The 26043-nt window shown below is 71.9% G+C and carries 18 protein-coding genes; 9 read left to right on the forward strand and 9 right to left on the reverse strand.

Annotation, left to right across the window (positions count from 1 at the left end; genetic code table 11):
* Nucleotides 1-299: 299 nt before the first annotated feature.
* Both AS594_RS05385 and AS594_RS05390 read left to right on the forward strand, forming a co-directional pair.
* Nucleotides 300-737, forward strand: a complete 438-nt coding sequence (locus AS594_RS05385) for a hypothetical protein (RefSeq protein WP_069933404.1) — start codon at nt 300-302, stop codon at nt 735-737.
* 83 nt (nt 738-820) lie between these two features.
* Nucleotides 821-1213 (forward strand): hypothetical protein, encoded by a 393-nt coding sequence (locus AS594_RS05390; RefSeq protein ID WP_069774122.1) that lies wholly within the window; start codon nt 821-823, stop codon nt 1211-1213.
* 212 nt (nt 1214-1425) lie between these two features.
* Here the strand turns inward: AS594_RS05390 and AS594_RS05395 are convergent, their stop codons facing one another.
* Nucleotides 1426-2019, reverse strand: coding sequence for a hypothetical protein (locus tag AS594_RS05395; protein WP_240508942.1), 594 nt, complete (start codon nt 2017-2019; stop codon nt 1426-1428).
* 534 nt (nt 2020-2553) lie between these two features.
* On the opposite strand from AS594_RS05395, the gene AS594_RS05400 reads away from it, so the two are divergent.
* From AS594_RS05400 to AS594_RS05410, 3 genes are all read left to right on the forward strand, one after another.
* Nucleotides 2554-3990 (forward strand): aminopeptidase P family protein, encoded by a 1437-nt coding sequence (locus AS594_RS05400; RefSeq protein WP_107357976.1) that lies wholly within the window; start codon nt 2554-2556, stop codon nt 3988-3990.
* A 134-nt stretch (nt 3991-4124) separates the two neighbouring features.
* Nucleotides 4125-5567: an aminopeptidase P family protein gene (locus tag AS594_RS05405; protein ID WP_069933402.1), complete on the forward strand. Its 1443-nt coding sequence runs from the start codon at nt 4125-4127 to the stop codon at nt 5565-5567.
* Nucleotides 5564-8257, forward strand: a complete 2694-nt coding sequence (locus AS594_RS05410) for a helix-turn-helix transcriptional regulator (RefSeq protein WP_167367984.1) — start codon at nt 5564-5566, stop codon at nt 8255-8257. The genes AS594_RS05405 and AS594_RS05410 overlap by 4 nt, the downstream gene beginning before the upstream one ends.
* Before the next feature lie 94 nt (nt 8258-8351).
* On the opposite strand, the gene AS594_RS05415 is transcribed toward AS594_RS05410, so the two are convergent.
* The gene (locus AS594_RS05415; protein ID WP_069933400.1) at nt 8352-9704 is read right to left on the reverse strand and encodes a hypothetical protein; all 1353 of its coding nucleotides are present in this window, start codon (nt 9702-9704) and stop codon (nt 8352-8354) included.
* 6 nt (nt 9705-9710) lie between these two features.
* The gene (locus AS594_RS40865) at nt 9711-10163 is read right to left on the reverse strand and encodes a hypothetical protein (protein WP_240508944.1); all 453 of its coding nucleotides are present in this window, start codon (nt 10161-10163) and stop codon (nt 9711-9713) included.
* A gap of 425 nt (nt 10164-10588) precedes the next feature.
* On the opposite strand from AS594_RS40865, the gene AS594_RS05420 reads away from it, so the two are divergent.
* Together AS594_RS05420 and car are read left to right on the forward strand one after the other, a co-directional pair.
* Complete coding sequence (locus AS594_RS05420; protein ID WP_069934971.1) at nt 10589-11980, forward strand: MFS transporter; 1392 nt, start codon at nt 10589-10591, stop codon at nt 11978-11980.
* Nucleotides 11981-12052: 72 nt separating this feature from the next.
* Nucleotides 12053-15571, forward strand: coding sequence for a carboxylic acid reductase (car, locus tag AS594_RS05425; RefSeq protein ID WP_069934972.1), 3519 nt, complete (start codon nt 12053-12055; stop codon nt 15569-15571).
* Nucleotides 15572-15643: 72 nt separating this feature from the next.
* Here the strand turns inward: car and AS594_RS05430 are convergent, their stop codons facing one another.
* Entirely contained in the window at nt 15644-16567 is a 924-nt protein-coding gene (locus AS594_RS05430) for an LLM class flavin-dependent oxidoreductase (RefSeq protein WP_240508945.1), read from the reverse strand.
* A 1229-nt stretch (nt 16568-17796) separates the two neighbouring features.
* Between AS594_RS05430 and AS594_RS05435 the strand changes: the two genes are divergently transcribed.
* The gene (locus AS594_RS05435) at nt 17797-18408 is read left to right on the forward strand and encodes a hypothetical protein (RefSeq protein ID WP_069933397.1); all 612 of its coding nucleotides are present in this window, start codon (nt 17797-17799) and stop codon (nt 18406-18408) included.
* Between the two features lie 201 nt (nt 18409-18609).
* Here AS594_RS05435 and AS594_RS05440 read toward each other — a convergent pair whose 3' ends face one another.
* From AS594_RS05440 to AS594_RS05450, 3 genes are all read right to left on the reverse strand, one after another.
* Entirely contained in the window at nt 18610-18858 is a 249-nt protein-coding gene (locus tag AS594_RS05440; protein ID WP_069933396.1) for an SCO4226 family nickel-binding protein, read from the reverse strand.
* Between the two features lie 148 nt (nt 18859-19006).
* Nucleotides 19007-19681 (reverse strand): alpha/beta fold hydrolase, encoded by a 675-nt coding sequence (locus tag AS594_RS05445; RefSeq protein WP_069933395.1) that lies wholly within the window; start codon nt 19679-19681, stop codon nt 19007-19009.
* 16 nt (nt 19682-19697) lie between these two features.
* On the reverse strand, nt 19698-20630 hold the full coding sequence (locus AS594_RS05450; RefSeq protein WP_069933980.1) for an NADP-dependent oxidoreductase: 933 nt from the start codon (nt 20628-20630) through the stop codon (nt 19698-19700).
* Nucleotides 20631-20740: 110 nt separating this feature from the next.
* Here AS594_RS05450 and AS594_RS05455 point away from each other — a divergent pair, with 110 nt between their 5' ends.
* Nucleotides 20741-21697 carry a GlxA family transcriptional regulator gene (locus AS594_RS05455; RefSeq protein ID WP_069933394.1) on the forward strand — a complete coding sequence of 319 codons (957 nt, stop codon included), beginning with the start codon at nt 20741-20743 and terminating at the stop codon, nt 21695-21697.
* 73 nt (nt 21698-21770) lie between these two features.
* Here AS594_RS05455 and AS594_RS05460 read toward each other — a convergent pair whose 3' ends face one another.
* Together AS594_RS05460 and AS594_RS05465 are read right to left on the reverse strand one after the other, a co-directional pair.
* The gene (locus tag AS594_RS05460; protein ID WP_069934973.1) at nt 21771-23957 is read right to left on the reverse strand and encodes a S9 family peptidase; all 2187 of its coding nucleotides are present in this window, start codon (nt 23955-23957) and stop codon (nt 21771-21773) included.
* Nucleotides 23930-25714, reverse strand: coding sequence for an N-acetylglutaminylglutamine amidotransferase (locus AS594_RS05465; RefSeq protein WP_069933392.1), 1785 nt, complete (start codon nt 25712-25714; stop codon nt 23930-23932). The genes AS594_RS05460 and AS594_RS05465 overlap by 28 nt, the downstream gene beginning before the upstream one ends.
* Between the last annotated feature and the right edge of the window lie 329 nt (nt 25715-26043).

Consider the following 26043-nt stretch of genomic DNA (forward strand, 5'->3'; position numbering starts at 1 on the left):
ATCGGCGAAAGCCATAGCTCCCCACTCCAGGGAAGACACACAGGGCGGACGAGCGGGCATGCCACGAAAAGAGCAGAGTATGCGTGCGTTTTTGCGTCACATGTACGAACGGGGCACTGGCGCGCCAACCCTGCCCGGGCGGGTCCCGTTTGCGCGCACGGGTGGAGGAAAGTGGTGGAACAAGGCGCCGGCCCGATCGAGTTGCCCGCGCGCCGAGCGCAGGTGTGCCGACCCGGGTGACCCGGTCCAGGGCGCCTCACCCTACGGTGATAGCCACATCCGCATTAAGGAGACACGACGTGCCCACCATGACCGGGAAGCGATGGAAGACCCGCCTGCTGCCCGCTTTCCTCATCGCCGGGTTCGTAGTCTGGATGACCATGGTGTGCGTGTCCATCGCCAACGAGCCGCCCGAGGGCTCGGCGTCCGCGCGGAGTCTGCGCGGCGACGTCGCCAAGGCAGTACAGGACCAGGACGCCGACCGGCTACAGAACCTGTTCCACCCGGACACGGTCGCCGACGGCTACGCCACGGCGCTGCTCGAGCGCCTCAAGGAAGCGGAAAGCAGCGACGTGTCGCCGACACTCCGCACAGAGGACCAGCAGCAGGTCCTGGTGCTCAAGGGAACGAGCGCCGACGGGGCCGTGTGCGTGCCCTGGCAGGTCACGGAGGAGGACAGCCGCTGGTACCTGGACGGCACACCCCCGCTCAACGCTCACTTCTGCAATGGCCGATAACGATCTACCGGGCGAAAGATCGCTCCTCCTAGCGTCGGTGGCGACCACACAAGCACCACCCTTCGCTAGGGGGAATTTTCTCCATGCTCGTTCGCTACGCCGCCGCGACCGTTCTCCTCGCAGGCGCTCTCGCACTTCCCACGTCGACCGCGACCGCGGCGGAGATCAGCCCGCTGTCCGCCCGGGGCTGCACCGGTAACCCCGGCAGCAACGGTTCGAAGTGCATCGAGGTCAAGGGCACCCGGCTGCACGTCGACACGGTCAAGACCACGCTCACGAAGAACCACGCCGACAACTGCGGCAAGGCCACCATCCAGATCGGCTCGTGGAAGAAGACCAGCGGGAACATATGCGAGGCCCGCAGCTTCTCCTGGGGCCCGCTGACCGTCAACAGGTCGTTCCCCGACGGCACCAAGGCCTGCGCCTGGTGGTCCAACTACCCGGACGGCAAGGCCTGCGTCACCATCCACGACTGACCGACGGGCAGACGCGCCCGGTGCACGCCCCGCTCACTCCACGGTGAGCGGGGCGTGCACATGCCGCAGTACCGAGCCTCGCCTCCCACGAGGGCGGCAAGTGACGCGTACGGACCGCCGGCTGGCGGGAGCCGGGCGGCCGGTGAAGGCCCCACGCCTGCCTCGGCCGGCCGCGTCGGCTCTACGTCACGCGGCCATGGCCCCCGGGGGGACTACCCCGGTCCGTCGACGCTGTTCGGGTTGCCCGCCGCCGGATCGCCGTCGCCGAGGGCGACCCACCAGTGCCCGTCGTCGTGGACGAGAAGGAGTTCCTGGCGCTTGCCCGTCTTCTCGTACACCAGGTCCACCTGGTTGAAGTAGTCCACCACGCCTTCCACGACGGTGGCTTCCACGTGGCCCCGCGCGCTCACGGCGTAGTCGCGGACGTGCCTGCGGGCCTCCGCGTCCGGCTGGTCGAAATCGGGGCCGGCGAGCTTCGCCAGCCCTGCGGCGTCCTCGGCCTTGAGCCGCTGGACGTACACCCGTACAAGCGAGTCGACGTCCTCGGCGGTCTCCGCGACGTCCGGGTGGCCGGACTTCCCCGCCCTCACCGTGACGTCGACCGACGGTGAGCCGGCCAGTGAGTAGGGCGGCCGGAACCAGGTCGCCCAGCCGCCGACCGCCACGGCCGCGACCACCAGGACTGCCCCGGAGATCAGTGCGAAGCGCTTGGGGCCCGAAGCCGCCCACTTCCCCGCCACCCGTTTCGTGGACGCACAGTCCTCCGTCACCAGAACCGGCGCGGGGGTGTCGTCGTGCCGAGTCATCCGCCTCTTCCTTCAGGGCTTCCTCTGCTCGAGGAGGTCATGAGAAGGATCTTCGCGCCAGGCCGCCTCGTACAAGACGCTCCGCGATTCGATGCTCATACGTGATCATGAAGGGGCGGTCCGGCGGCCGTTCACCGCTCGGAGACAGGAACCGGCGGGGATCGGCGGGGATCGGCCCATCGACAGATGAACAAAGGCAAACGTGATCTTTCATACGTATGTATGAAGTGGGAGGGGTGGGGGTCTGCGAGAGTGCCGTTCGCGGCAACTAGCTGTGTGGCCTTGGAATTTGGGGGAGTTTCGTGTGCTGCTGTCCGGCCCGTGGGGGCTCGCCCGGACCCGTGGCGGAGACCGGTTTCACCGCACGCCGCTCCCGCCCACGCGGTTCAGGACGTCTGCCCGGAAAAGCAATTGCCGGGACGGCGCATTTCCCCTGGGATTGTTCCCGGACGGTTGCCCCCCAGAGATGCCGGCTGCCCGGCTGTCTTCACTTGAGAAGGAAAGTGCGTGACGGATTCGCCTCAGGAGGCTGTTGTGACTGACGAGTCAGACGAGAACAAGGCCCGGAAGAACGGCCTGTACGGGGGCGTGAGCACCGAACTCGCGGAGAACATGAAGCAGGGCTGGGCCGACACCGAGCGGCGCGACCTCCAGCCCATCGCGCAGGCAGCGCACACCGCGCGCCGCCGGGCGGCGCTTTCCGCCCAATTCTCCGGCGAGCTGCTGGTGATCCCCGCCGGCAACCCGAAGGTCCGCTCCAACGACACCGACTACCCCTTCCGGCCCTCCTCCGACTACGTCTACCTGACGGGTGACCAGTCGCAGGACGCCGTGCTGGTCCTGGAGCCCGGCCAGGACGGCGGGCACCGGGCGGTCGCCTACCTGCTCCCCCGCTCCGACTACGGGTCCGGCGAGTTCTGGCTCGACTACCACGGTGAGCTCTGGGACGGCCGTCGCAACAGCCTCACCGAGAACGAGCAGCTCCTCGGCCTGCCCTGCCGCGACGTCCGCACGCTGACCGAGCGGCTCGCCGCGGCCACCGGCCCGATCCGCCTGCTGCGCGGTTACGACGCGGCCGTCGACGCCGCACTGAACGACAAGGTGACCGCCGAGCGCGACACCGAGTTCCGCGTCGCCCTCTCCGAAATGCGCCTGGTCAAGGACGACTTCGAGATCGCCGACCTGCGCCACGCCTGCCAGGCCACCGCCCGGGGCTTCGAGGACGTCGTACGCGTCCTCGGTACCGACACGCCGACACTGGAGCGGGCCATCGAGGGCACGTTCTACATGCGTGCCCGGATCGAGGGCAACGACGTCGGTTACGCGTCGGTCTGCGCCGCGGGACCGCACGCCACGACGCTGCACTGGGTGCGCAACGACGGTGAGACCCGCCCTGGTGAACTGCTGCTGATCGACGCCGGAGTGGAGAGCCGCAACCTCTACACCGCCGACGTCACCCGCACCCTGCCGGTCGACGGCCGTTTCACGCCGGTCCAGCGCAAGGTGTACGACGCGGTGTACGAGGCGCAGTCGGCCGGTATCGCCGCGGTCGGGCCCGGTGCCAAGTACCGGGACTTCCACCACGCCGCCCAGCGGGTGCTGGCCGAGCACCTGGCGGCCTGGGGCCTGTTCGGCGACCGGTCGGTGGACGAGGCGTACGAGCTCGGGCTGCACCGCCGCTGGACCCTGGCCGGCACGGGTCACATGATCGGCCTGGACGTCCACGACTGCGCCAAGGCCCGCACCGAGCTGTACGTGGACGGCACGCTGGAAGCGGGCATGGTGCTCACCGTCGAGCCGGGTCTGTACTTCCAGTCGGACGACCTGACCGTTCCCGAGGAGCTCCGCGGCATCGGCATCCGGATCGAGGACGACATCCTGGTCACCGAGGAGGGCAACGAGAACCTCTCGGGCGGCCTTCCCCGGGCCGCGGACGACGTGGAGGCCTGGATGGCCAATCTGCGGGGCTGACAGCGACCGCCGCGCCCGTCAGGGCAGCGGCGCCGACGGCCGACCGCACCACCGGGTGCGGTCGGCCGCGGCGTGTACCAATTCCGTTCTCTTCCTCTGGGAGAACGGACCACCACACGACGGGGAGGCGTGCGATGGAACGGCAGGACGGCTTGCGCGGGGTGCGGAGTCATGATCGTCAAGTACCGGCCGCAGTGGCCGAGGTCTTTCGGCACGGGTGGGCGGACACCAGCGTGCGGCCGCCGCTCGTCTCCGGAGCCGCGTGCGCGGCCAAGCGGCGTGCGGCGGTGTCGGAGCGGTTCCCCGGGGAACGGATCGTCGTCCCTTCGGGCGGGCTCAAGGTCCGCAGCAACGACTTCGACTACACGTTCCGGCCGCATTCCGCGTTCGTCCACCTCACCGCCGAGCAGGGGACGCAGGCGGTTCCGGACAGCGTGCTCGTCTTCGAGCCCACCGGCGGCGGGCACGAGGTCACCCTGTTCACCCGGCCGCGCTCACCCCGCGACGCCGGGCCGCACGGTGCGGAGTTCTACAGCGACCGGCAGCACGGTGAGTTCTGGGTCGGCCGGCGCCGTACGCTCCGGGAGACCGCCGACGCCCTCGGCATCGAGGCCGCCGCCCGCGACAGTCTGGAACGGGCACTCGGCGGCGGAGTCCCCACTCGGGTGGTGCGCGGCGAGGACGCGTTCGTCGACGCGCTGGTACCGCCGTCCGCACCCGCCGACGCCGAACTCCTCGCCTTCCTCTCGGAGCTGCGGCTGGTCAAGGACGACTGGGAGATCGAACAGCTGCGCGCGGCCGTGGGGTACACCGTCGCCGGTTTCCACGACGTCGTCGGGGAGCTGCCCCACGCCACTCTCCTGGCGCGGGGTGAGCGCTGGATCGAGGGCACCTTCAACCGGCGGGCGCGGCTGGAGGGTTACGGGCTGGGGTTCGAGACCATCGCGGCGGCCGGCGCGCACGCGTGCGTGCTGCACTGGATGCGCAACGACGGCCCGGTGCGGGAAGGGGATCTGCTCCTGCTGGACGCCGGTGTCGAGGCCGACTCCTTCTACACCGGGGACGTCACCCGGACGCTGCCGGTCGGCGGACGCTTCACGGATGTCCAGCGCCGCGTCTACGACCTGGTGTTCGCCGCCCAGTCCGCGGGCATCGCCGCGCTGCGGCCCGGCGCACGGTACGGCGCCTTCCACGACGCCGCGATGCGCGTCATCGCCGAAGGGCTCGACGCGTGGGGCCTCAGGCCCGCGGGCGGGGCGATGCCGCACGAGGCCGCTCTCTACCGCCGGTACACCGTCTGCGGTTCGGGCCACATGCTCGGCCTGGACTGCCACGACTGCGCCGCCGCCCGCAGCGAGACCTACGTGGACGGTGTGCTGGAGCCGGGCCATGTGCTCACGGTCGAGCCCGGCCTGTACTTCCAGCCCGACGACCTGACGGTCCCGCAGGAGCTGCGCGGCATCGGCGTACGGATCGAGGACGACTTCGTCATCACGGCCGACGGTGCCCTGTGCCTGTCGTCGGGCCTGCCCCGCGGCGCCGACGAAGTCGAGGCGTGGATGGACGCGCTGCGGTGAGGACGCGCCGCCCCTTGGTCGACCAGGTCTGCGGACAGCTGCGGCAGGCCGGTGCGGTGGCGGTGGTCGGACCCACCGGGTTCGGGAAGTCCGCGGTGCTGGACGCGGTGTGCACGGTGTGGCAGTCCTCCGGCGACCCCGTGGTCAGGCTCAGCTCGGCGCCCGCTGACGCACACCTGCCGTACGTACCCCTCGTGGACCTGTTCACCGTGTGCCCGGTGGACGTGAGGGGCGAACTGCCGGACGTCCAGCGATCGACGATCGACTGGGTACTGCGCCGTGTCACCGGACCCGAACCCGACCCCGCGATCCTCCGCGTCACGGTCCTTTCGTGCCTGCGGGCGTGGGGGCGCAGGGCCCGGCTGCTGCTGGCCGCCGACGACATGCACTGGTGGGGCCCGGACAGCCTGGACGTCTTCGGTTTCGCGGCACGCCGCAGCCGCGGCAGTGTGTCGCTCCTGGCGGCGCTGCGTCCCGACGGCCCGCTGCCGCACGACGTGCTCGGCGGCGACGCGGTGGAGATCGCGGTACCCACGCTCAGCCCGCAGGAGTCGGCGGCCGTCGTGCGGTCCTTCGGGATCCCGCTGCGGACCGCCGCGCGCATTCACACGGCGACGGGCGGCAACCCCCGCCTGGTCTCGGACATCGCCGCCGGACTGGCTCGCTCCGGGGCGCCGGCGGTACTGGACGCGCAACCGCTGGCCCCGTACGCGCGCAAGGCGCTCCGAGCCTGGCAGGCCGGGCTGGCCGCGCCGGTGCATCGGGTGCTGCTCCTGGCGGCGCTCGCGGCCGACCCGTCCCTCGACGCCGTCCGCCGGGCCGCGGGACCGTCCGCCGACGCGGCCCTCGCCGACGCCGAGGCGGCCGGGCTGATCCGGGTGACCGGCACCGTGGTCTTTCCGGCCCCGGTCGTACGGGAGGCCGTCCTCGCCGAGGCCGGCGGTCTGGCGGTGCGTCAGGCGCACCTGGCGCTGGCCGCTGCCGCGTCGGAGGCCGGCGACCGTATCTGGCACGAGGCGTCCGCCCTGTCCCCGGCCCGGCTTCCCGCAGGTCTGGTCACCTCGCTGGCCGATGCCGCCACTGCCGCGCGGGAGAGCGGCGACCACACCCGGGCCGCCGAGTTCGGCCTGCTGGCGGGCGGCCGGGCCGACGACGCCCGGCACGACCTGCTGGTCGCGGCCGCCCTGGACGCCGAGTCGGCCGGGCGATTCGACCTGGCCCGCACGGCGCTTGACGAGCTGGACCGCAACCGGGCGGCGCCGACGGCCCGCGCCCGGGCGCGGCTCGCCGTCGTCGACGCCGCCGGGCGGGGCGCCGCACTGGTGGAGCACGTGGCGGCCAGGGCGCTGGCCGAGGCCACGGCCGCCGGCGAGCCCGCGCTGATCTCGGCGGCGCATCTGCGTCTCGCCCGGGGCCTGCGGTGGCACCGCGGCTGCCACGCCCAGGCACTGGCGCACGCCCGGTCGGCCGAGGAGTGGGCCGAGCGGGCCGGTGACGCCGTGACCCGTGCTTCGGCCGTGGCCCTGACCGCCCGGATCGAGCAGAGCCGGGGTACGCCGGACCATGCCGCGGTGCTCCAGAGCGCCCTGGCAGCGGGCACGCCGGCCGGCATCGGCCCGGTCCCCGAGGAGCCGCGCCGGGTCGCCGTCGGTTTCGCCCTGCTCGATGACCGGCTGGACGAGGCCGGGCGGCTGCTGGACGAACTGCGCCCGGCGGACCGCCCCGCCGACCGGCTGTGGCTGCTCGGCAGCGCCGTCCAGATCCACGCACACCGCGGCGAGGGTTCGCTCGCCTGCCAGGAGGCCCACCGCCTGCTGGCTCTGACCCGCGACCTCGGTGCCTCTCCCGGCCCGCCGTGGTACGCGGCGGCGACCGCCGAACTCGCGGGCGGCACCCTCCAGCAGGCGCTCACGTACGCGGAACTCGGTTCGACGGCTTCGCAGGAGGACGCGGACTCCGTCTGCACCGCGCACTGCCTGCACCTGTCCGGCATGACGCGGCTGCTGCTGCGGGACGTCGGCGGAGCCCTGGCCGATCTGCTCAGGGTCCGGGACCTGGTGCAGGGCCTGGGCATCGTGGACCCTGCGGAGGTCCGCTACGACGCCGACCTCGCCGAAGCGCTGTTCGCCGCCGGAGACATCCCGGCCGCCATGCGTACGGTCGCCGATGCCCGGCGCCGGGCCGAGGAGCTGGGACGGCGCGGTGTGCTGGCCTCCCTCGACCGGGCCGAGGCGCTGTGTCACGCGGCGGCAGGCGAGTTCGGTCCGGCCGAGGAACTGCTCAAGCGCGCCATGCGTACCTTCGAACGGCTCGGACACCCGCTCCAGTGCGGGCGGGTGCTGCTGACCCACTCGTCCGTCGAGCAGCGGCGCCGGCGCCCGGCCCGCGCCAGGGAGTTGCGGGCGACGGCCGACGGGGTGTTCCGCAGGGCGGGCGCGCCGCTGTGGGCGCCGGCCCGGCCGGACGGGGCCCGGGTACCGGTCTGGCTGGCCGGTCTGACGGACGCGGAGCGGCGGGTCGCCGAACTGGTCACTGAAGGGCGCGGCAACCGCGACATCGCGGCCGCCCTGTACGTCAGCGTCAAGACCGTGGAGGCGGCCCTCACCCGGATCTACCGCAAGCTCGACGTGCGGTCACGGGTCCATCTGATGGCACTCGTCCAGAAGGACGGTCACCACGCGTGCCGGTGAGAGCGACCGGTGGCCGGGGCAGGGCCGGGTCCGGGACGCGTGCGGCTTCCCGCCGGCGACCCGGGCGCCCCGGCCCCGGGCGGACGCACCGGTGTCAGTCCGCGTACCAGCCGACGGAGCCCAGGATGCTCGAACCCGCCGTCCCCGGTGCGGCGTTGCCCGGCGCAGGGACGTCGTAGCGCACCACGCAGCCGGTCATCCGTCCGCCCATGAACAGCGGGCCGAACACGGCGCGCGTCGATATGCCGAGGTATTCGCCCCGGTCGCAGTCGAACACGTCCGCGTGCATCTCGGTACTGTGGACGGCCTCCTGGGCAATCCACGTGCCGGCTGTCCTGGCCTTGACGATGACGTCCTCCCACGCCGACGCGTCGGTCCTGGAGCCGATGTGGACATCGAAGTTCTGGTCGCCGTCGGAGCGCTTCAGGACGAAGTCCGCTCGCCGTTCCCTCAGCAACTCGTCCAGTTTCCAGGACTCGCCCTCGAATTCGACTGTTTCCTCCCGCGTCCCTCGCGACCAGGGAATGTACTGCTGCACGAACGCCCGGTCCCGGTCGGTCATCCACTCCTGTCCCTTGGACAGCAGGGCGAAGAGCTGCTTGTTCGCCGCCTGGTAGGAACTCTGCGGCGTCAGCACCGCGGAGCCGCACTTCCTGATCCTGAGCAGGGGATCGAGCCCCCGCCCCGCGTCGATCCACTCCTGCGGCACCGTCCGTTCGAGGACCAGTGGGAACTCGCCCCTGCGGGTGCCGAGGGCCTCGATGAACTCGTCCGTGTCGAAGTACTCCGCCCTGATGCCCGACTTCCGCAGTGAGTCGACCTCGATCTCGTAGTACCTCCGGCTCCCACCGGTGTCGGTGAGGAAGACGTCGGGGAGGTAGCCGACGAGCGCCACGTACGGGTCCAGGCCGAGGTCCTCCAGGACGGTACGCAGCATGTCGCCGCGTGCCTTGAGGGGATCCGCGAGCGTGAGCGTGGCCAGGGCCGTGTCGGGCAGCAACTGCCGCCACAGCTCGTTGAGGAGGTGGGCGTAGACCTGACCGCCGGTGGACGAGCAGAAGTTGAACTCTATGAACTTCCACCCGGATTCGGTAAGGATCACGTCCGGCCGGCCCATGACCGTCGCGTACGTGTTCTCGAATTCCTCGTCCGCGTAGAAGTCGGTCAGTCGCTCGTCGAGGCCGAGGGCACGGTGCCGGGTCACGCAGTCGCCGCCCAGGCTCCGCACCGCCCGCCGCAGCAGGCCGGCCAAGTACGCGCTCGCACGCTCCAGTTCCTCGCCCTGCGCGGCGGGCCGGACGACGGGGCCGGCCGGGGCGATCCGGTCGAACCAGAAGGATCTGAAGCCCCGGAACTGGTGGTCGAACGCGTTGAGGAGCAGGCGCGGGTCCGTCGCGTACAGCGCCGGTGCGGCCGTTCCCTGCGCGGCCGTCGAGGTGTGTTCCATGTGTTTCTACTCCTGGTTGAGGGCTTGTGCGGACGGCAGCGCGCCGTCCTTCTCCCGCCGCGCCCGGCGCAGCGCGGAACGGGCCGATCCGTGTGCCGCGTCAGCGGCGGTGGCTGCCGGACCGAGCCCCGGAGCGTGCGGCCGCCCGCGTCCCGTCGAGTACGCGTGGCCGGCCCGGTGCGGCGTCGACGACCTCGCGCCCCGGGCACGCCGTCGCGTGGCACAAATGCACCGTGGCGCGTTCCGCCCCGCGAATCGCGCCGTGGTGCGCTCGATAAGTTCCGGACGGCCCGGCGTGAAAACCGGCATCGTCACGTCGCCCGGAATTTCCCGCTTTACAACCAATTCTCGGACCAAATCGAAGTCGAGCGCGCCGGCCACTGGAAATCCGATTTCGATGTCTTTGAAGCCGGTCGCCGCGAGCAGACCGAACATCCGCTTCTTCCGGCGCACGTCCATGGGAGCGGCCGGCGCCTGATTCCCGTCCCGGAGATCTACCGGCGCCCACACCGGAGCACGGTAGACCGTACTGTCCGGCCACCGCCGCGACCAGCCGGAAGGGGAATCCGACGGGCCCCGCGCACAGCGAGGTAACGGCATGGACGACAGACGATGTGAAATTCCCTGGAACTCTCCGGGAAAGGTCAATGGTGTTCCCCCCTTGCACGCCACGCCGCACTCTCTCGCGGTTCGCAGCCGCTTCGAGACTACGGAGCGTCAGGCCCCGCGGGAAGTGGACGGCCCTCTATACCTGACCCTGGAATCGGGCCATTCGGACGCCCGGACCGGACCGGCGGACTTCGCGGTTGACGCCCCGGTTTTCGTCACTAGGCTTTCGCAGCATTACCGTCACTAATTCACCGCCTCATTTGAAATGGCAGGCCATGGCCGAATCCATAGGTTTTGACAGCCGCGCGTCGGACACAGGCGGTGCGACCGTGCGGCCCGGCCGCGTCCTGACGGTGGCCTGCCTGGCGCACGGGATGATCGTTGTCGACACCAGCATCGTCCATGTCGCGATACCTGCGATCAGCGAAAGCCTCCGCGCGAGCCTTCCGACGATGCAGTTAGTCGTCACCTCGTACGTGGTGGTCATCGCCAGTCTGATGCTGGCCGGAGCCGCGGCGGTCGGACGCCACGGCACGGTACGGATGTTCCGGCTCGGCGTCCTGCTGTTCGGGGTGTCTTCCGTCCTGTGCGCTCTCGCTCCCAGCGGCGCCGCGCTCGTCGCCATGCGGGCATCGCAGGGGCTGGGTGCGGTGCTGATCATGCCGGCCACCCTGGTGATGCTCACCGACACCTACCGGGAGCCCCGCGAGCGCGCCAAAGCCGTCTCCATCTGGTCGATGGTCGCGGGGAGTCCGGTCGCGTTCGGTCCCACGCTCGGGGGCGCCCTGGTCGAGACGGTGGGCTGGCGGAGCATCTTCTGGATCAATGTGCCCGTCGTCCTGCTCGTCCTGTGGCTCTCGGCCCGGCACATGCCCCGTGACCAGCAGTCCGCGCACAAGGAACCGCAGGACGTACTGGGCCAGTTGCTGTCCGTCGTCTTCCTCGGCGGCCTCGCACTGGCGCTCATCGAAGGCCAGCACCTGGGCTGGACCCGGCCCCTGCCCGTGGTGGCGTCGCTGACGGCCGTGGTCGCGTTCGCCGCCTTCGTCGTCCGGCAGCGGAGGTACGCGTTCCCGATGATCCCGGACGACCTGTTCCGGGCCCCCGGGTTCCGCGGCTTCGTCACCGTCGGCCTGCTGCTCTTCGTCGGATACAACGGGCTGATGTTCACGCTCAGCGTGTTCCTCCAGCAGGTACGCGGATACGACCCGGTCACCGTGGGGCTGTTCTTCCTGTCCTCCGCCCTGCCGATCACCTTCATGCCCCTGATCGCGGGACGCTTCGACGCCAGATTCGGCTCCCGGTCGGTGCTGGGCGCCGGAATCCTGTTGTCCCTGCTCGGCGGTGTGCTGCTGGCCGCCGTCGGCAGCAGCGCCCCGATCGGTACGTGCGCCGGGCTCGCCTTCATCGGACTCGGCTTCGGCCTGGTGACCGTGCCACAGATCACCCTGGCCATGGCGGCGGCTCCGGCACACCGCTCGGCCATCGCCGGCGGACTGATGTCGGCGGGCCGGTCGACCGGCTCGCTGATCGGCGTCGCCCTGCTCGCCGGCCTCCAGTCCGGTGGCGGCATCGCCGCCCCGGCGTTCGCCCTCGTCGCCATCTACGTACTGATGGGGCTGGCCGCCTGGTTCGGCGGCCGGGCACTGTCCGCCGACGCCTCCTAGCGGACGCGCGGGCCGGCGGCACAGGCCGCCGGGGGCCTCGGTTCATCGCAGTCCACACACACCGGAGCATTCATGTCGGAGCATCAGACAGGACACGACGTCGCGTCCCGGATCGCGGCACTGCACGCGAACGATCCCGAATTCGCCCGGGCCGTTCCGTCACCTGACGTCGCCGACGCCATCCAGCGCCGCGACGGCAGCCTCATCGGTGTCATCGCGGCCGCCATGGAGGGGTACGCGGACCGGCCGGCCCTCGCCCGCAGGGCCGGCCGCGTCGTCCGCGACCCCGCAACCGGCCGCCGCACCCGCGAACTCCTCCCCGCCTTCGAGACGCTGACCTACGCCGAGCTGTGGCAACGGGTCGGCAGGCTCGCGACCGCCTGGGCCGACGGCGCGGACGGTCTGCGCGCCGGTGACTTCGTCGCGACGCTGGGATTCACCGGCGTCGACTACGCCACCATAGACCTGGCCTGCATGTACCTGGGCGCCGTGTCGGTGCCGCTGCCCACCGGTTCGTCCGCCGCGCGGCTGGCACCGGTCGTCGCCGAAACGAGGCCGCGGGTCCTCGCCGCCGACATCGGTTCGCTCGACGCCGCGGTCGGCGCCGTCCTGGCCTCCGACTCCATCGAGCGCCTCGTGGTCTTCGACCACGACCCCCGCGTGGACGACCACCGGGAAGCCTTCGAGGCAGCCGCCGGCAAGCTGAGCGGACGGGCCCAAGTGGTGGCTCTCCAGGACGAGTTGCACCGGGGCGGCCACCTGCCCGCCAGTCAGCCGTACGACGACGGCGATCCGGACCGGCTGGTCGGCCTGATCTACACCTCCGGGAGCACGGGCACACCCAAGGGGGCGATCTACACCGCCTCGATGATCACGAGAATGTGGCAGAACGGCCGCGGCGGACTGAACGCCGGGGGCGGCAGCGGCACTCCGGTGCTCGTCCTGCACTACATGCCCATGAGCCACGTCAACGGCCGTGCCTGGCTGGTCAACGGCCTCGCCTCCGGCGGCACCGGCTACTTCGCGGCCCGAAGCGACATGTCGACGCTGTTCGACGACATCCGCCTGTCGCGTCCCACGGTCCTGAGCCTGGTGCCGAGGATCTGCGACATGGTGTACCAGCGGTACGTGCTCGAAGCCGACCGCCTCTGCCACACCGGCACCCCCCGCCCGGAAGCCGAGGCAGCCGCATCCGTCCAGGTCCGCGACGGCATGCTCGGCGGCCGGATCGTCATCGCCCTGTGCGGTAGCGCGCCCTTGTCCGAGGCGATGCACACCTTCACGGCCGCCGTCCTCGGTACGCCGGTCATCGACTGCTACGGGTCGACGGAGACCACCCGCGCCATCGTCGTCGACCAGGAGGTGCGCTGCCCGCCGGTGACCGACTACCGGCTGGCGGACGTTCCCGAGCTCGGGTACTTCACGACCGACAAGCCGCACCCCCGGGGCGAGCTGCGGGTCAAGTCGGTCGGACTGTTCCCGGGGTACTACAAGCAGGCCGACGTCACCGCCCGGGCCTTCGACGAGGACGGCTACTACCGCACCGGCGACGTCTTCGCCGAGACCGCACCCGGCCGCCTCGTCTACGTCGACCGGATCAACAACGTCGTGAAGCTCTCCCAGGGCGAGTTCGTCGCCGTGTCCGCGCTGGAGGCGCTGTACGCGACCAGTCCGGACATCGCGCAGATCTACGTGTACGGCAGCAGCGAGCAGGCGTTCCTGCTGGCGGTGGTGGTCCCCGACGCCCGACGCCTGGGACCGGCCGACGAGGCCACCGTACGGGCGAAGGTCCTGGACTCGATGCGGGAACTCGCCCACGGCGCCGGCCTGCACGCGTACGAGGTCCCGCACGACGTCATCGTCGAGCAGCAGCCGTTCACCGTCACGAACGGGCTGCTGTCGGGGGTCGGCAAGCTGCTGCGCCCCGCCCTCAAGGAGCACTACGGCCCCCGGCTGGAGCGGCTGTACGCGGACATCTCGGCCGGCCGGGCAGGCCAGGTCGCGGCGCTCAGGGCCAGGGGCGCAGAGGTCGAACCGCTGGAAGCGGTCCTCGCCGCGGCTCAGATCACCCTCGGCTGCCCCTCGTCGCTGGTCCGGGCGGAGGCCGCCTTCACGGATCTGGGCGGCGACTCCCTGTCGGCGCACACCTTCTCGACCGTCCTCGAGCAGATCGTCGGCGTGGAGGTGCCCATCCAGGTCGTACTCCAGCCGTCCTCGACGCTCACCCGCATCGCGGACCACCTCGGCTCCGCACGAAGCGCCCGGCAGTCCCGCCCCACCTTCGCCTCGGTCCACGGCCGCGACGCGCACGAGGTGAGGGCGGGCGATCTGGCTCTCGACCACTTCGTCGACGGGCGGCTCCTCGCCGGGGCGCCGAAGGTCCCGGACAGCGCCGCCCCCGTCCGCAACGTCCTGCTCACCGGCGCGACCGGGTACCTCGGACAGTTCCTGGCGGTCGAATGGCTCCAGCGCGTCGCCGAGACGGGCGGGCAGCTGACCTGCCTCGCCCGGGCCGCCGACCACGCGGCCGCACGCCAGCGCGTGGTCCAGTGCCTCCGCGCCGCGTCGGCCGACAGGACCGACTGGTTCGACGCCGCCGCGGCCCGGCATCTGACGGTCCTGGCCGCGGACGTGTCGGCGCCCAGGCTGGGCCTCGACGAGGCGGCCTGGGAGATGCTGGCCGACGGGACCGACCAGGTCGTGCACGCCGCGGCGCTGGTCAACCACGTACTTCCGTACCACCGGCTGTTCGAGCCGAACGTCGTCGCGACGGCGGAGCTGATCGAGCTGGCGCTCACCGGTCGGACGAAGCGGTTCGTCCACGTCTCCACGGTGGCCGCCGCGATGCTGCCCGACGGTTCGTTCCTCGACGAAGCGGCCGACGTCCGCACGGCGGCCCCGGTACGACAGCTGAACGACTCCGACGCGAACGGCTACGCCACGAGCAAGTGGGCCGCCGAGGTCCTGCTGCGCGAGGCGCACGAGAGGACCGGCCTGCCGGTCACCGTGTTCCGGCCGGACATGATCCTGCCCCACAGCCGCCTGCCCGGCCGGCTGAACCTGACCGACCGGTTCGCCCGGCTGCTCCTGAGCGTCCTCACGACCGGCATGGCGCCGCGCTCCTTCTACCGCCTCGACCGGGACGGCAATCGCCGGCGGGCCCACTACAGCGGCCTGCCGGTCGACTTCACGGCCTCGGCGATCACCTCGCTCAGCGCCGGAAGCACGGACGGATACGTCACGTACAACACGGTCAACGTCCACGACGACGGGGTCTCGCTGGACGAGTTCGTGGACTGGCTGATCGCCGCGGGACACCCGGTCACCCGGTTCGACGACCACCGGCAGTGGCACATGCGCGCCGAGGCCGCCCTGCGCGGCCTTCCCGACCACCAGCGCCGGCTGTCGCTGCTGCCGTTGATGCAGGCGTACGCCCGGCCGGGCGAAGCCAAGGCGGGCTCCGAGGTGCCGGCCTCGCGGTTCACCGCGGCGGTCCGCGATCTCGGCGCGGGTGAGGGAGTCGTGCCCTCGCTCTCACCGGAGTTCATCGCCAAGTGCGTCGGCGACCTGAGGCTGCACGGACTTCTCTGAACCGCCCCGCGGCATCCTGCCGGCCATCGGGCGGGCAGGATGCCGCGGGTTCCCGCAGGCGGTGGGAAGGGCTCAGCGGTGCGCGGGCGCGATCTCCTCGATGACGTGCCGGGGAGTGGCGAAGAACCCGGACTCGCGCGGGTAGTGGACCACGACGTCGGTGAAGCCCAGCTCCGCACACCGCCCCGCGACGTCCTCGAACGCCTGCGCCGACTCCATCGTCGGCAGCAGCGAGAACCCGGTCAGCAGCGTCCGGTCCAGGGACTTGGGGTCACGGCCCTCCTGCTCGCACGCGGCGTCCAGCTGCTCCATCCGGCGTGCGAGGACGGACCAGGTCCAGGCCGCCGTCCGCTCGTGCCGGGGGACGTCCCCCTGGTCGGTGACGACCCACGACGCGCCGTACCGCGCGACGGTCCGCATCCCCAGCGGACCGTTCGCCGCCAGCACGAAGGGCACGCGGGGCCGTTGCACGCAGCCCGGCTCCAGCCGGGCGTCGATCGCCTCGTAGTAGCGGCCGAGGAAGGTGGTCTGCTTCCGGCCGTCGGGCGCCCCGGTCAGCAGCCGGTCCAGCAGTTCCACGGACTCCCGGTACCGGCCGCCGCGTTCCTGCACCGACCAGCCCTTGCCGCGCTCGCCCTGGCCGAGCACGAAGGCGTCGGCGTCGGGCGAGCCGGCGCCGTAGCCGAGTACGAACCGGCCCTCGCTGATGGCGTCCAGGGTGATGACGTCGTGCGCGAGCGGCACCGGGTGCCGGTAGTTCGGCGAGGTCACCAACGTGCCGAGCCTGATCCGCGAGGTGACCCCGGCGGCGGCCGCCAGCGTGGGCATCGCACCGTACCAGGCACTGTCCGGCAGCCCGGCCCAGGTGATGTGGTCGTAGCTGTAAGCGGCGTGGAAGCCCAGTTCCTCGGCGCGCCGCCAGGTCTCGGCCGCCTCCCGGAACGGACGGTCGGGCAGGATGCAGACGCTGACGCGCACAACGGACTCCAGATTCATCGCTTCTGTTTCGACCTCGGTGACCGGTGGTCACCGGCACGGGAAGCCACTCAGGCGGAGCCGCACCGCTCAAGACGTCGGCGGCCGCCGCGCGGCACCCGATCACTCCCCGTCGGACACCGGGTCACTCGCCCGACGGACGCCCGGGGCCTCGACCGGCCCGGATCCGGGCCCCCGGCCCGGACACACGGCAAGCCAGGTGTTCGTAGCACCACGCTGTCCCCTCCCCCGTCACCTGGCGCTCCAGAGCGTACTGAGTTCCCGCCTCGGCGCGGAGGCAGGAATTCTCTACAACGCACCCTCGAATCCGGCCAATGCGGACAAGGGCGCCGCGTACGGCGGGCACCACCACGTTCATCGCCGTCGACAGGCCATGGGGCATACGCGCCCCGGCCGGCGAGGCCGACGTACTGGATGCGAGCGGCATCGGCGGCCGGGCCCGGCCGCCGCATCGTGCACACGGCCGGGGACGTAAAGGGAGCCTGGTGCCGCATGGCACCAGGCTCCCGGGGGTTCAACACCATCTACCGGCTACTTCTGTGCCGGATTTCTGTTTCCGCATCTCCGCCGGGGGGACGGACGGGAATGCGGGGATCGCGGATGCGTGACCGGGGACCACCTTCTTTCCGGGGCCTTCGGTACCCGAGCGGACTCTTCCTCGCCCGGGCGATCCTGATGGCGTCTGCCTCCTTTTCCTTGCGATCAATCTGTCGTACTGCTGGAACCGCGGGACTGCTCGCGGCCCCTCTGGGCCGCCGGCCCGGCAGTCAGCGACAGGACCCCTGCATGCGTCCGGCCCTGTTGCTCCACTGCCGTGCCACAATCCGCCCCTCTGGGCCGTCCGGCCCGGCCGCCAACCTCAGGACCCCCGCATACATCCGGCCCTGAGGTTCCGCCGCCGTGCCACAACTCGCTTGAACCTGCATGCGCGGCAGTTCGTCTCTGCCGCGCCTCACTCGCTGTCTTGGCTACGAGGAAAACCCTACCCCACTGAGCGCCAATGTCTACTACCGTCACGACAGTTTTCCTCCCAGCGGGAAACCCGGGATTCTATCGCCCGCCCATCAGCCGGATACGCCCCGTGTCCCACCGTCCCGCGGGCGACCCCACCCCCGCGCGAATCGAAGATCCTTCTCTGGCAGGATTGGCGGCACGTCAAAGGTCCGGCCGTGCGGGCGACTTGCCCCGGCCGGGCGAACGGTGACATCCAACGGGGAAAGTGAGATGCGATGCGTACGTGGACTCGCGCCGTACCGGCGGCGATGGGTGCTCTGGCCCTCGCCCTGGCGCTGACCGGCTGCAACGACCTGGGGTCGGGCAAGAACCGGGGTGGTTCCGGCTCCCAGGCGTCCGGCTCCGGTACGAACGCGGACGAGAAGAAGACCTTCCGCCTGGGCGAGGAAGGCCCGGAGCAGGAAAGCGACATGCAGAAGTCGTCCGGTGCCAAGTACACGGTCACGCCGACCGAGGTGCGGACCGGCACGAAGGCCGACATGGACAATTCCGGGCTGAGGAAGGACAAGGAGGACGGTCCGCAGATACCCGTCTACGTCTGGTCGACGCTCACCCACAAGAGCGGCCCGGCCATGGAGGTCGGCGACATGGACGACGACCTCGTCATCAGGGCGGACAGCGGCCTGCGCACCCGCGCCCTGCTCGTGATGCTGGGCGCGGCGAAGTGGCCCAACTGCCCGGAGCCGGACACCGAGAAGAAGCTGAGCCCGGGCCAGTCGGAAAAGATCTGCACCGCCTTCCTCATCCCGGAGGGCCAGAAGCCCACCGCCGTGGAAGTGACGCGCGGCTTCCACAACGAACCGCTGGAATGGCCGGTCGCCGGCTGACCGGGCCGCCCGGACCGACCGGTCACCTGAACCGGCCGGGCGCCCACCACCGGCACGACGCGGCACCCGCGCGTGAGGGCCCTCCCCCGCGGACGCCCCCTGGAAAGTGCCGACGCCGGGGAGGGCCTTCACCGTTGCCGGTGCCGCTCGGCTTCGTCGCCCGCCGACCGCGCACGGCCCCCGGCGGTCGGGGACCAGGTCCTAGACGGACAGCGGCACGGGGTGGATTTCGGAAGCCGGGTGACCGGTTCGTTCGTGTACCCGCTGCACCGCGTCGGCGGAGGGCGCCTCGGAGAGGCAGTACACGACTCCGGCCTCGGGGTCGGCCCAGGCCCTCTCGAAGTGCACGCCTTCCTCCGCCTCGATCTCCAGGTCGGCCCGGTGGGCCGCCGAGAGCTCGTCGGACGTGATGCCCTTCATTCCGTGGTGGACGTCCATGAATGTGGTCATCGCCCCCACCTCCGGTTCGTCTCGTCGGTTCAAGGCTTCGGCACGGACGGGCGGGCGCGTGTCCCGCCCCCGCTGCCGGAACGCTCCTCCCCCCATCGTGCGCCCTGCACCACCCTGGGGCGACCCCGGCCGGCCTCCCGGTGGCGGCCTAGTCCCGCCCGGCCGTCAGGAGGATCTTCAGCAGCTCGTCGGGAGCGTCCCCCATCACGTTGTGACCGGACGCCACCGCGTGTGTGCGCCAGGCGGGGTCGCCGAGGAGCCGTTCGTAGAGGCCGCTGAACGGGGACCGCCCGTCCCAGCCGGTGGCGTAGACGTAGTCCCGGCTCCGGAACCGGTCGAGACCGCCCTCCAGGCGGATCGACTGGAGCAGGGAGGCCAGCGGGTGCGGGGTGGCCCGGGCGTCGAAGAAGGGCAGCGGCGCGCTGGTGTAGCCGGTCTCGCCCGCGCCGTCGAGGTACCAGGCGCGTTCCCGTTCGGTGACGAGCGACCAGCACGAGTCCCCGTCCCCGGGAACCACGGCGTCGACGTAGACCAGCCCGGCCACCCGCCCGGGGACGCGGTCGGCGGCGCCGGTGATCACCATGCCGCCGTAGCTGTGGCCGACCAGCACGGCGTTGGTGACCTGCTGGTCCGTCAGGACGTTGACGACGTCGTCGACATGGGTGTCGAGGTTGACCGAGGCGCTGATCAGGTGCCTGCGGTCCCCCACTCCGGTGAGCGTGAGGGGGTACGCCTGGTGGCCGTGTGCCCGGAGCTGCCGGGCCAGCGGTTCGAAGGTCCATGCCCCGTGCCAGGCGCCGGGTACGAGGACGAAATCGGTCATCGGGAGCTCCCTGGGGTCAGTCGGTGACGGACAGGACGATCTTGCCGGTGGTGCGCCGGCCGTCGGCGAGCTCGTGCGCCTTGGCCGCGTGCTCCAACGGGAAGACCGTGTCGATCTCGGGCCGCAGCAGCCCCTTCCCGGCCAGCGCGGCGATCTCCCGCATACCCGCGTGGTCCGCTTCCACCGCCATGAAGGCGGCGCGCAGGCCGAGCGGACGGGCCTCGTCGGCGAGGTACGCCTCGGCCGGAGAGGCGAGGGCTACGAGTACGCCGCCCGGGCGGAGGGTGCGCAGCGAGCGCGGCCCGTACGCGCCGCCGATCGCGTCGATGACGACGTCGACCGGTTCGATGGCGGTCTCGAAGTCGGTCCGGGTGTAGTCGACCGGTTCGTCCGCGCCGAGGCCGCGCAGGAAGTCGTGCTTCGCCGAGCGGGCCGTGCCGATCACGTACGCGCCTCGGGCCTTGGCGATCTGTACGGCGAGGTGGCCGACGCCGCCCGCCGCCGCGTGGATCAGCACTCTCTGGCCGGGCCGCACGTCCGCGACGTCCACCAGGGCCTGCCAGGCGGTGAGCGCGGCCAACGGCAGCGCGGCGGCCTCCACATGGGTCAGGCGGGCCGGCTTGCGGACCAGGTGCCGGGCGGGGGAGGTGACGTACTCCGCGTACGTGCCCGCCGGGAGAGGGTGGCGCGGCATGCCGAACACCTCGTCGCCGGGGGCCAGCGTGGTCACCCCGAGGCCGACCGCCTCGACCACGCCCGAGACGTCCCAGCCGAGCCGGATCACCGCGCCGGCCAGCCCGCCGGAGGCCCGGTGCCAGGAGTCGGTCGGGTTGACTCCCGCCGCGTGCACCCGCACCAGCACCTCGGCCGGCCCGGGTTCCGGGCGCTCCACCTCGACGACCTTGAGCACCGCTGGCCCGCCGAATTCATCCTGACCGATCGCACGCATCGTCATCTCCCTTTTCACCGGGGCCGGTTCCGGCCCGCCCGGATCAAGGTTTGCGCGTTCCGGCGACAGGAACGAGTGGCAAGATTGCCATTACTTGAAAGGATCTTGCCATGCATCGTGTTGTGGTCCTGGCCCTCGAAGGGGTCTATCCCTTCGAACTGAGCATTCCCGTAAGGATCTTCGGCACCGCCACCGGCCCCGACGGCGAGGCGCTGTACGAGGTGTCCACGTGCAGCCTGGACGGCGGGCCCGTCACCACGAGCGCCGACTTCACCATCGCCGTGGCCCACGGGAGCGAGGCACTCGGGCGCGCGGACACCCTGGTCGTGCCGCCCTTCACCTGCGGCCCCGGCGAGGAACGGGAGTGGCTCTCCGACGAGTTGGCCCAGGCACTCGGGCTGCTGCCCGCCGGGGCGCGCATCGTCTCGATCTGCACCGCCTCCTACGTCCTGGCCGCAGCCGGCCTGCTCGACGGCCGTCCCGCCACCACCCACTGGAACGAGGCCGACCACTTCCAGCGGGCCTTCCCGCAGATCCAGGTCGACGCGAACGTCCTGTTCGTCGACGACGGTCAGGTCCTCACGGCGGCGGGTGTCGCCGCCGGGGTCGATCTCTGCCTGCATCTGGTACGCCGCGACCACGGCAGCGACATCGCCAACCGGGTGGCCCGGCTCTGTGTCGTACCCCCGTGGCGGGAGGGCGGCCAGGCCCAGTACATCGAGCGCCCGGTACCGCGCCCGTCGACCGCCGGCACCGCGCCGACCCGCGCATGGGCCCTGGGGCAGCTCCACCGGCCCCTGCCCCTCGCCGAGCTGGCGGAGCACGCCCGCATGAGCGTGCGGACCTTCTGCCGGCGCTTCAGGGACGAGGTGGGAATGCCGCCCGGCCAGTGGCTCGCCCAGCAACGGGTCGAGCACGCCCGGCGGCTCCTGGAGACCACCGATCTGCCGGTGGACCAGGTCGCCGCCCACGCCGGCTTCGGCACCGCCGTCTCGCTCCGCCAGCACCTGTCCGCCACCATCGGGGTCTCCCCCACGGCGTACCGCCAGGCTTTCCGCACGGGGTGAGGGCCCGGCTCACCCACGCCTGGAAGCGGCCCACCTCCCGGTGGCGGCCCGCCGGGCCCGTCGTCCGCCGGGCTCAGTCGTTGAGGTGTCGTTCCATCCAGTCGGCCGCGGCGCGGCGGAACAGCCGCCGGTTGTCCGCCCGCAGGAAGTCGTGCCCCTCGTTGCGCAGCAGCAGCAGCTCCGCCGGGACGCCCCGTTCGCGAGCCGCTCGTACGATCTGCTCCGACTCGCCGGGCGGGACGTTCGTGTCGTATTCACCGTGGACGGCCAGCAGCGGGGCCCGCAGGGCGTCGACGCGGCTCATGGGGGACAGCGCCCGCAGGAGTTCCCGGTCGTGTTCGGGATGGCCGTACTTGGCCGCCGCCGACTGCGCGATCCACTGCTCGGTCCCGGCGAAGAACGTGGCGAAGTCCGACATGCCGCAGACCGCGACCCCGGTACGGAACAGGTCCGGGTGCCACACCAGGGACGCCAGCACCAGATAGCCGCCGTACGAACGTCCCATCACCGCCAGCCGCGTGGGGTCGGCGAGTCCGGCACCGACGGCGTGCGCGGCGCAGTCCGCGACGTCGTCGATGGCCGCGAACCGCCCGGTGCCCAGATCGGCGTCCACGAAGGAGCGGCCCCAGCCCGACGAGCCGCGGACATCCGGCGCGAAGACGTCCAGTCCGCGTCCGAGCAGTTCGTGGTACAGCGGATTGAACACCGGCCGTTCCTGTTCCTCCGGCCCGCCGTGCAGGTGGATCACGCACGGCGCCGGGCGGCCGGGATCGCGGCCCGGCGCCCGGTAGTACCAGCCGCCGAGCGGAAGTCCGTCGCGGGCCCGCAGGCGGACCGGTTCGGGCCGCACCGGAGGGCGTCCCGGCGGCGCGGCGTCCTCGTCGCGCGCGGACCACCCGGTGCGTACGGGCGTCGCGCCGTCGGGGAGCCGCCACACGCCCGGCCTGCGCCGGGAACCGGAGAGGGCGAGGAACATGCCGTCCGGGCCTGACGCGGCGATACGGGTGACGACTTCGTGCGGCAGCGGCACGGCCCGGGCCGACGACGCGCCGCCGTCTCCCGCGCCGGGCAGCGCGACCGTTTCCAGCTCACTGGCACCGTGCACGTTCCAGGCCAGTACGGCGGAGGTGCCGTCGGCGCAGACGGTCAGCAGTTCGAGGCCCGCGGCCTCGCGTTCGGCCGCGGCGCGAAGGCCCAGACACTCGCCGTCGGCACCCAGCGTGGCGGCCAGGAGGACCGGCAACTCGCGGTCCGCGTCGCTGCGCAGCCACAGGGTCCGCGCGTCGGGTGCGAAGCGGCCGATCCACGGATCGCCGTCGGCCACCGGCACCACGCCGGCGGTCCGCGCGTCGGCGGTCCGCACCACCATCGCCTCACGCCGTCCGCGCGGCCCGTGCCGCAGGAGCGCGAGCCGGCCGTCCGCGCTGATGTCGCACACCCGCAGGGAGGCGGCCCCGGCCTCGGCGGCCAGCAGGACGGGGGCGACCGTCCCCTCGGGGTCGACGAGGTAGGCGGCCAGCCCGCCGTTCGCCGGAGGGGCTGCCGGTCCCGCCTCACCCCGGCCCCCGGCGCCGAGCAGGGTCGCGCGGCCGTCCCGCTCCGCCCAGCCCGGGGGCGGGGCAGCCGCGTACACGTCGGTGGGGGCTTCGTCCGGCACGTGGGCGGCCGGGCCGTGTTCGAGGGGTGCGGCGGCCGGTTCGGCGACCGTGACGGCCAGCGCCGCGCCGTCGCGGGTCCAGCAGCCCAGGTGGGCGAACTGGCCGGGCTCGGCGCCCGCGAGCACCCTGCGGCCGGTGCCGTCGGGGCGTACGCAGAGCACCCGGGTGTGCTCGCCGCCGCCCGGGGCGGAGGTGTACGCGATCCAGTGCCCGTCCGGTGACCAGGACACCTCCGTCACCGGGTCGGGATCGGAGTCCAGGAGGTGGGCCTCGGTGCCGTCGGCCGTCGAGGTCCACAGCTGCGGGACGCCGCCGCGGTCGCAGATGAACGCCACGTGTTCGCCGGTGGGGTCGGCCGACGGGTACCAGCAGCCGTGCACCACCAGCGGCGCCGGCGCGTCCCTCAGCCCCCGGGCGTCCGGCAGCGGCACCGTGGCCGGCGCCGTCGACGTGAACGGCGGAGGCCCGCCGGACGCGGGGCGGCCCGGCGGCCCCGGCGTGCCGGTCGGCACGGCAGCGGCCCGGGCGGGTGCGGCGGGAGCGGTCCGCGGCTGTCGCCCGCGCCGCTCTTCGATCAGCGGATTCCGTGCGTCTGGAGCCATATCTCCAGCAAAGCTACCTGCCACAGGGCGTTGGCTCCCCGCTTGGTCCGGTGGGTGTCGGGCGCCGCCAGGAGTTCGCTCACGTACGACTCGCGGAAGATGCCGCGCCGCCGGGCCTCGGGAGCGGACAGCGCCTCGCGCACCCGGTCGAGGACCGGTCCGGCCATGTGCCGGATCGCGGGGACCGGGAAGTACCCCTTGGGCCGGTCGACGACCGAGTGGGGCAGCACCTGACGGCCGATGTCCTTGAGCACGCCTTTGCCGTCCTGCGCGAGCTTGAGCCCGGGCGGGCAGGCGGCGGCCAGTTCGACCAGCTCGTGGTCGAGGAACGGCACGCGGGCCTCCAGGCCCCAGTCCATGGTCATGTTGTCGACGCGCTTGACCGGGTCGTCGATCATCATGACGTGGGTGTCCAGCCGCAGGGCCGCGTCGAGTGCGGTCTCGGCGCCCGGCTCCGCCATATGGGCCCGGACGAAGTCGCCGGAGACGTCGTGGCCGGCCAGCATGTGCGGTTGCAGCATCCGGGCGAGGTCCGCGTGCGGCCGGTCGAAGTACACGTCGGCGTACGTCTCGGGCTCCCGCTCGCGCGGGGCGGCCGCCAGGTCGGGGTACCAGTGGTAGCCGGCGAAGATCTCGTCCGCGCCCTGTCCGCTCTGTACGACGCTCAGCTGCTTGGCGACCTGCTCGGAAAGCAGGTGGAAGGCGACCGTGTCATGGCTGACCATGGGCTCGCTCATGGCCGCGATCGCCCCGTCCAGGCCGGCGGACACGCGGTCGGAGGGGACCATGAGCTGGTGGTGGTCGGTGGCGAACTCCTTGGCCACCAGGTCCGAGTAGGTGAACTCGTCGCCCTCCTCCCCGTTCTCCGACTCGAAGCCGATACTGAAGGTCGCCAGGTCCGCCTGACCCTCGTCGGCCAGCAGGGCCACGATCAGGCTGGAATCCAGGCCGCCCGACAGGAGGACGCCCACCGGCACGTCCGCCACCATGCGGCGGCGTACGGCCGTGCGCAGCGCGTCCCGTACCGCGTCGCACCAGTCGGCCGCGTCCATGCCCGCGTGCTCGGGTCTTCGGGTGTACGACGGCTGCCAGTAGCAGTGGTCCTGGTGCCTGCCGTCCGGTTCCACGGTCCGGACGGTGGCGGGGGGAAGTTTGCGCACGCCGGCGAGTACGGTCCGCGGCGCGGCCACGGTGGCGTGCCAGCTCAGGTACTGGTGCACCGCCTGCGGATCGAGGGAGGTGTCCACCCCGCCGCCCGCGAGCAGCGCCGGCAGGGACGAGGCGAATCGCAGCCGGCCCGTCTCCCCGGCCAGGTACAGCGGCTTGATGCCGAGCCGGTCGCGGCCCAGCACCAGACGCCCGGTGTCTTGCTCGACCAGGGCGAAGGCGAACATCCCCAGGAGGTGGTCGACGCAGTCTGCGCCCCACTGCCGGTAGGCCTTGAGGAGCACTTCGGTGTCCGAGGTGGAGAAGAAGCGGTGCCCGAGGCGCTCCAGCTTCCCGCGGAGTTCACGGTAGTTGTAGATGCAGCCGTTGAAGACGCCGGTGAGCCGGCTTTCCGCATCGGTCATGGGCTGGGCGCCGTGCTCGGACAGGTCGATGATCTTGAGTCTGCGGTGCCCCAGAGCCACCGCGCCCTGTGACCACAGCCCCCGTCCGTCGGGACCACGCGCCGCCAGCCGGTCTGTCATGCGTTCGACCCCGGAGATGTCGGGGCGCCCGCCGTCGAACCGGATCTCTCCGCTCAGTCCGCACATACGGCACCGCCCCGGCCGGCGGCGGGCAACGGATCAGGAACGCTCACGGTCCTCTCCCTCACAGGTGTGCCTCACTGTGGTGCCCGGAGCCCCTCGGGCCCCGGGCCGACCTCCGGGTTCCCCGGGGCCGGCCACTTATGTCACACGTGCAACATTCTCAATCGAAGCACGCTTGCGGATCCGGCGCGGGCGCGGCGCGTCTTTCCAGCGCGCCGTACGGCCTCCATCACCCGCCGTTGCCCCGGCCGGTCGGGCGTCCGGGGCGTATGCGCTGTCCGGGCCGTCCTGGGCCGTCCTGGGCAAGGATTCCCGCCGACGGATACTGGTCG

The organism is Streptomyces agglomeratus (assembly GCF_001746415.1).
GTDB lineage: Bacteria > Actinomycetota > Actinomycetes > Streptomycetales > Streptomycetaceae > Streptomyces > Streptomyces agglomeratus.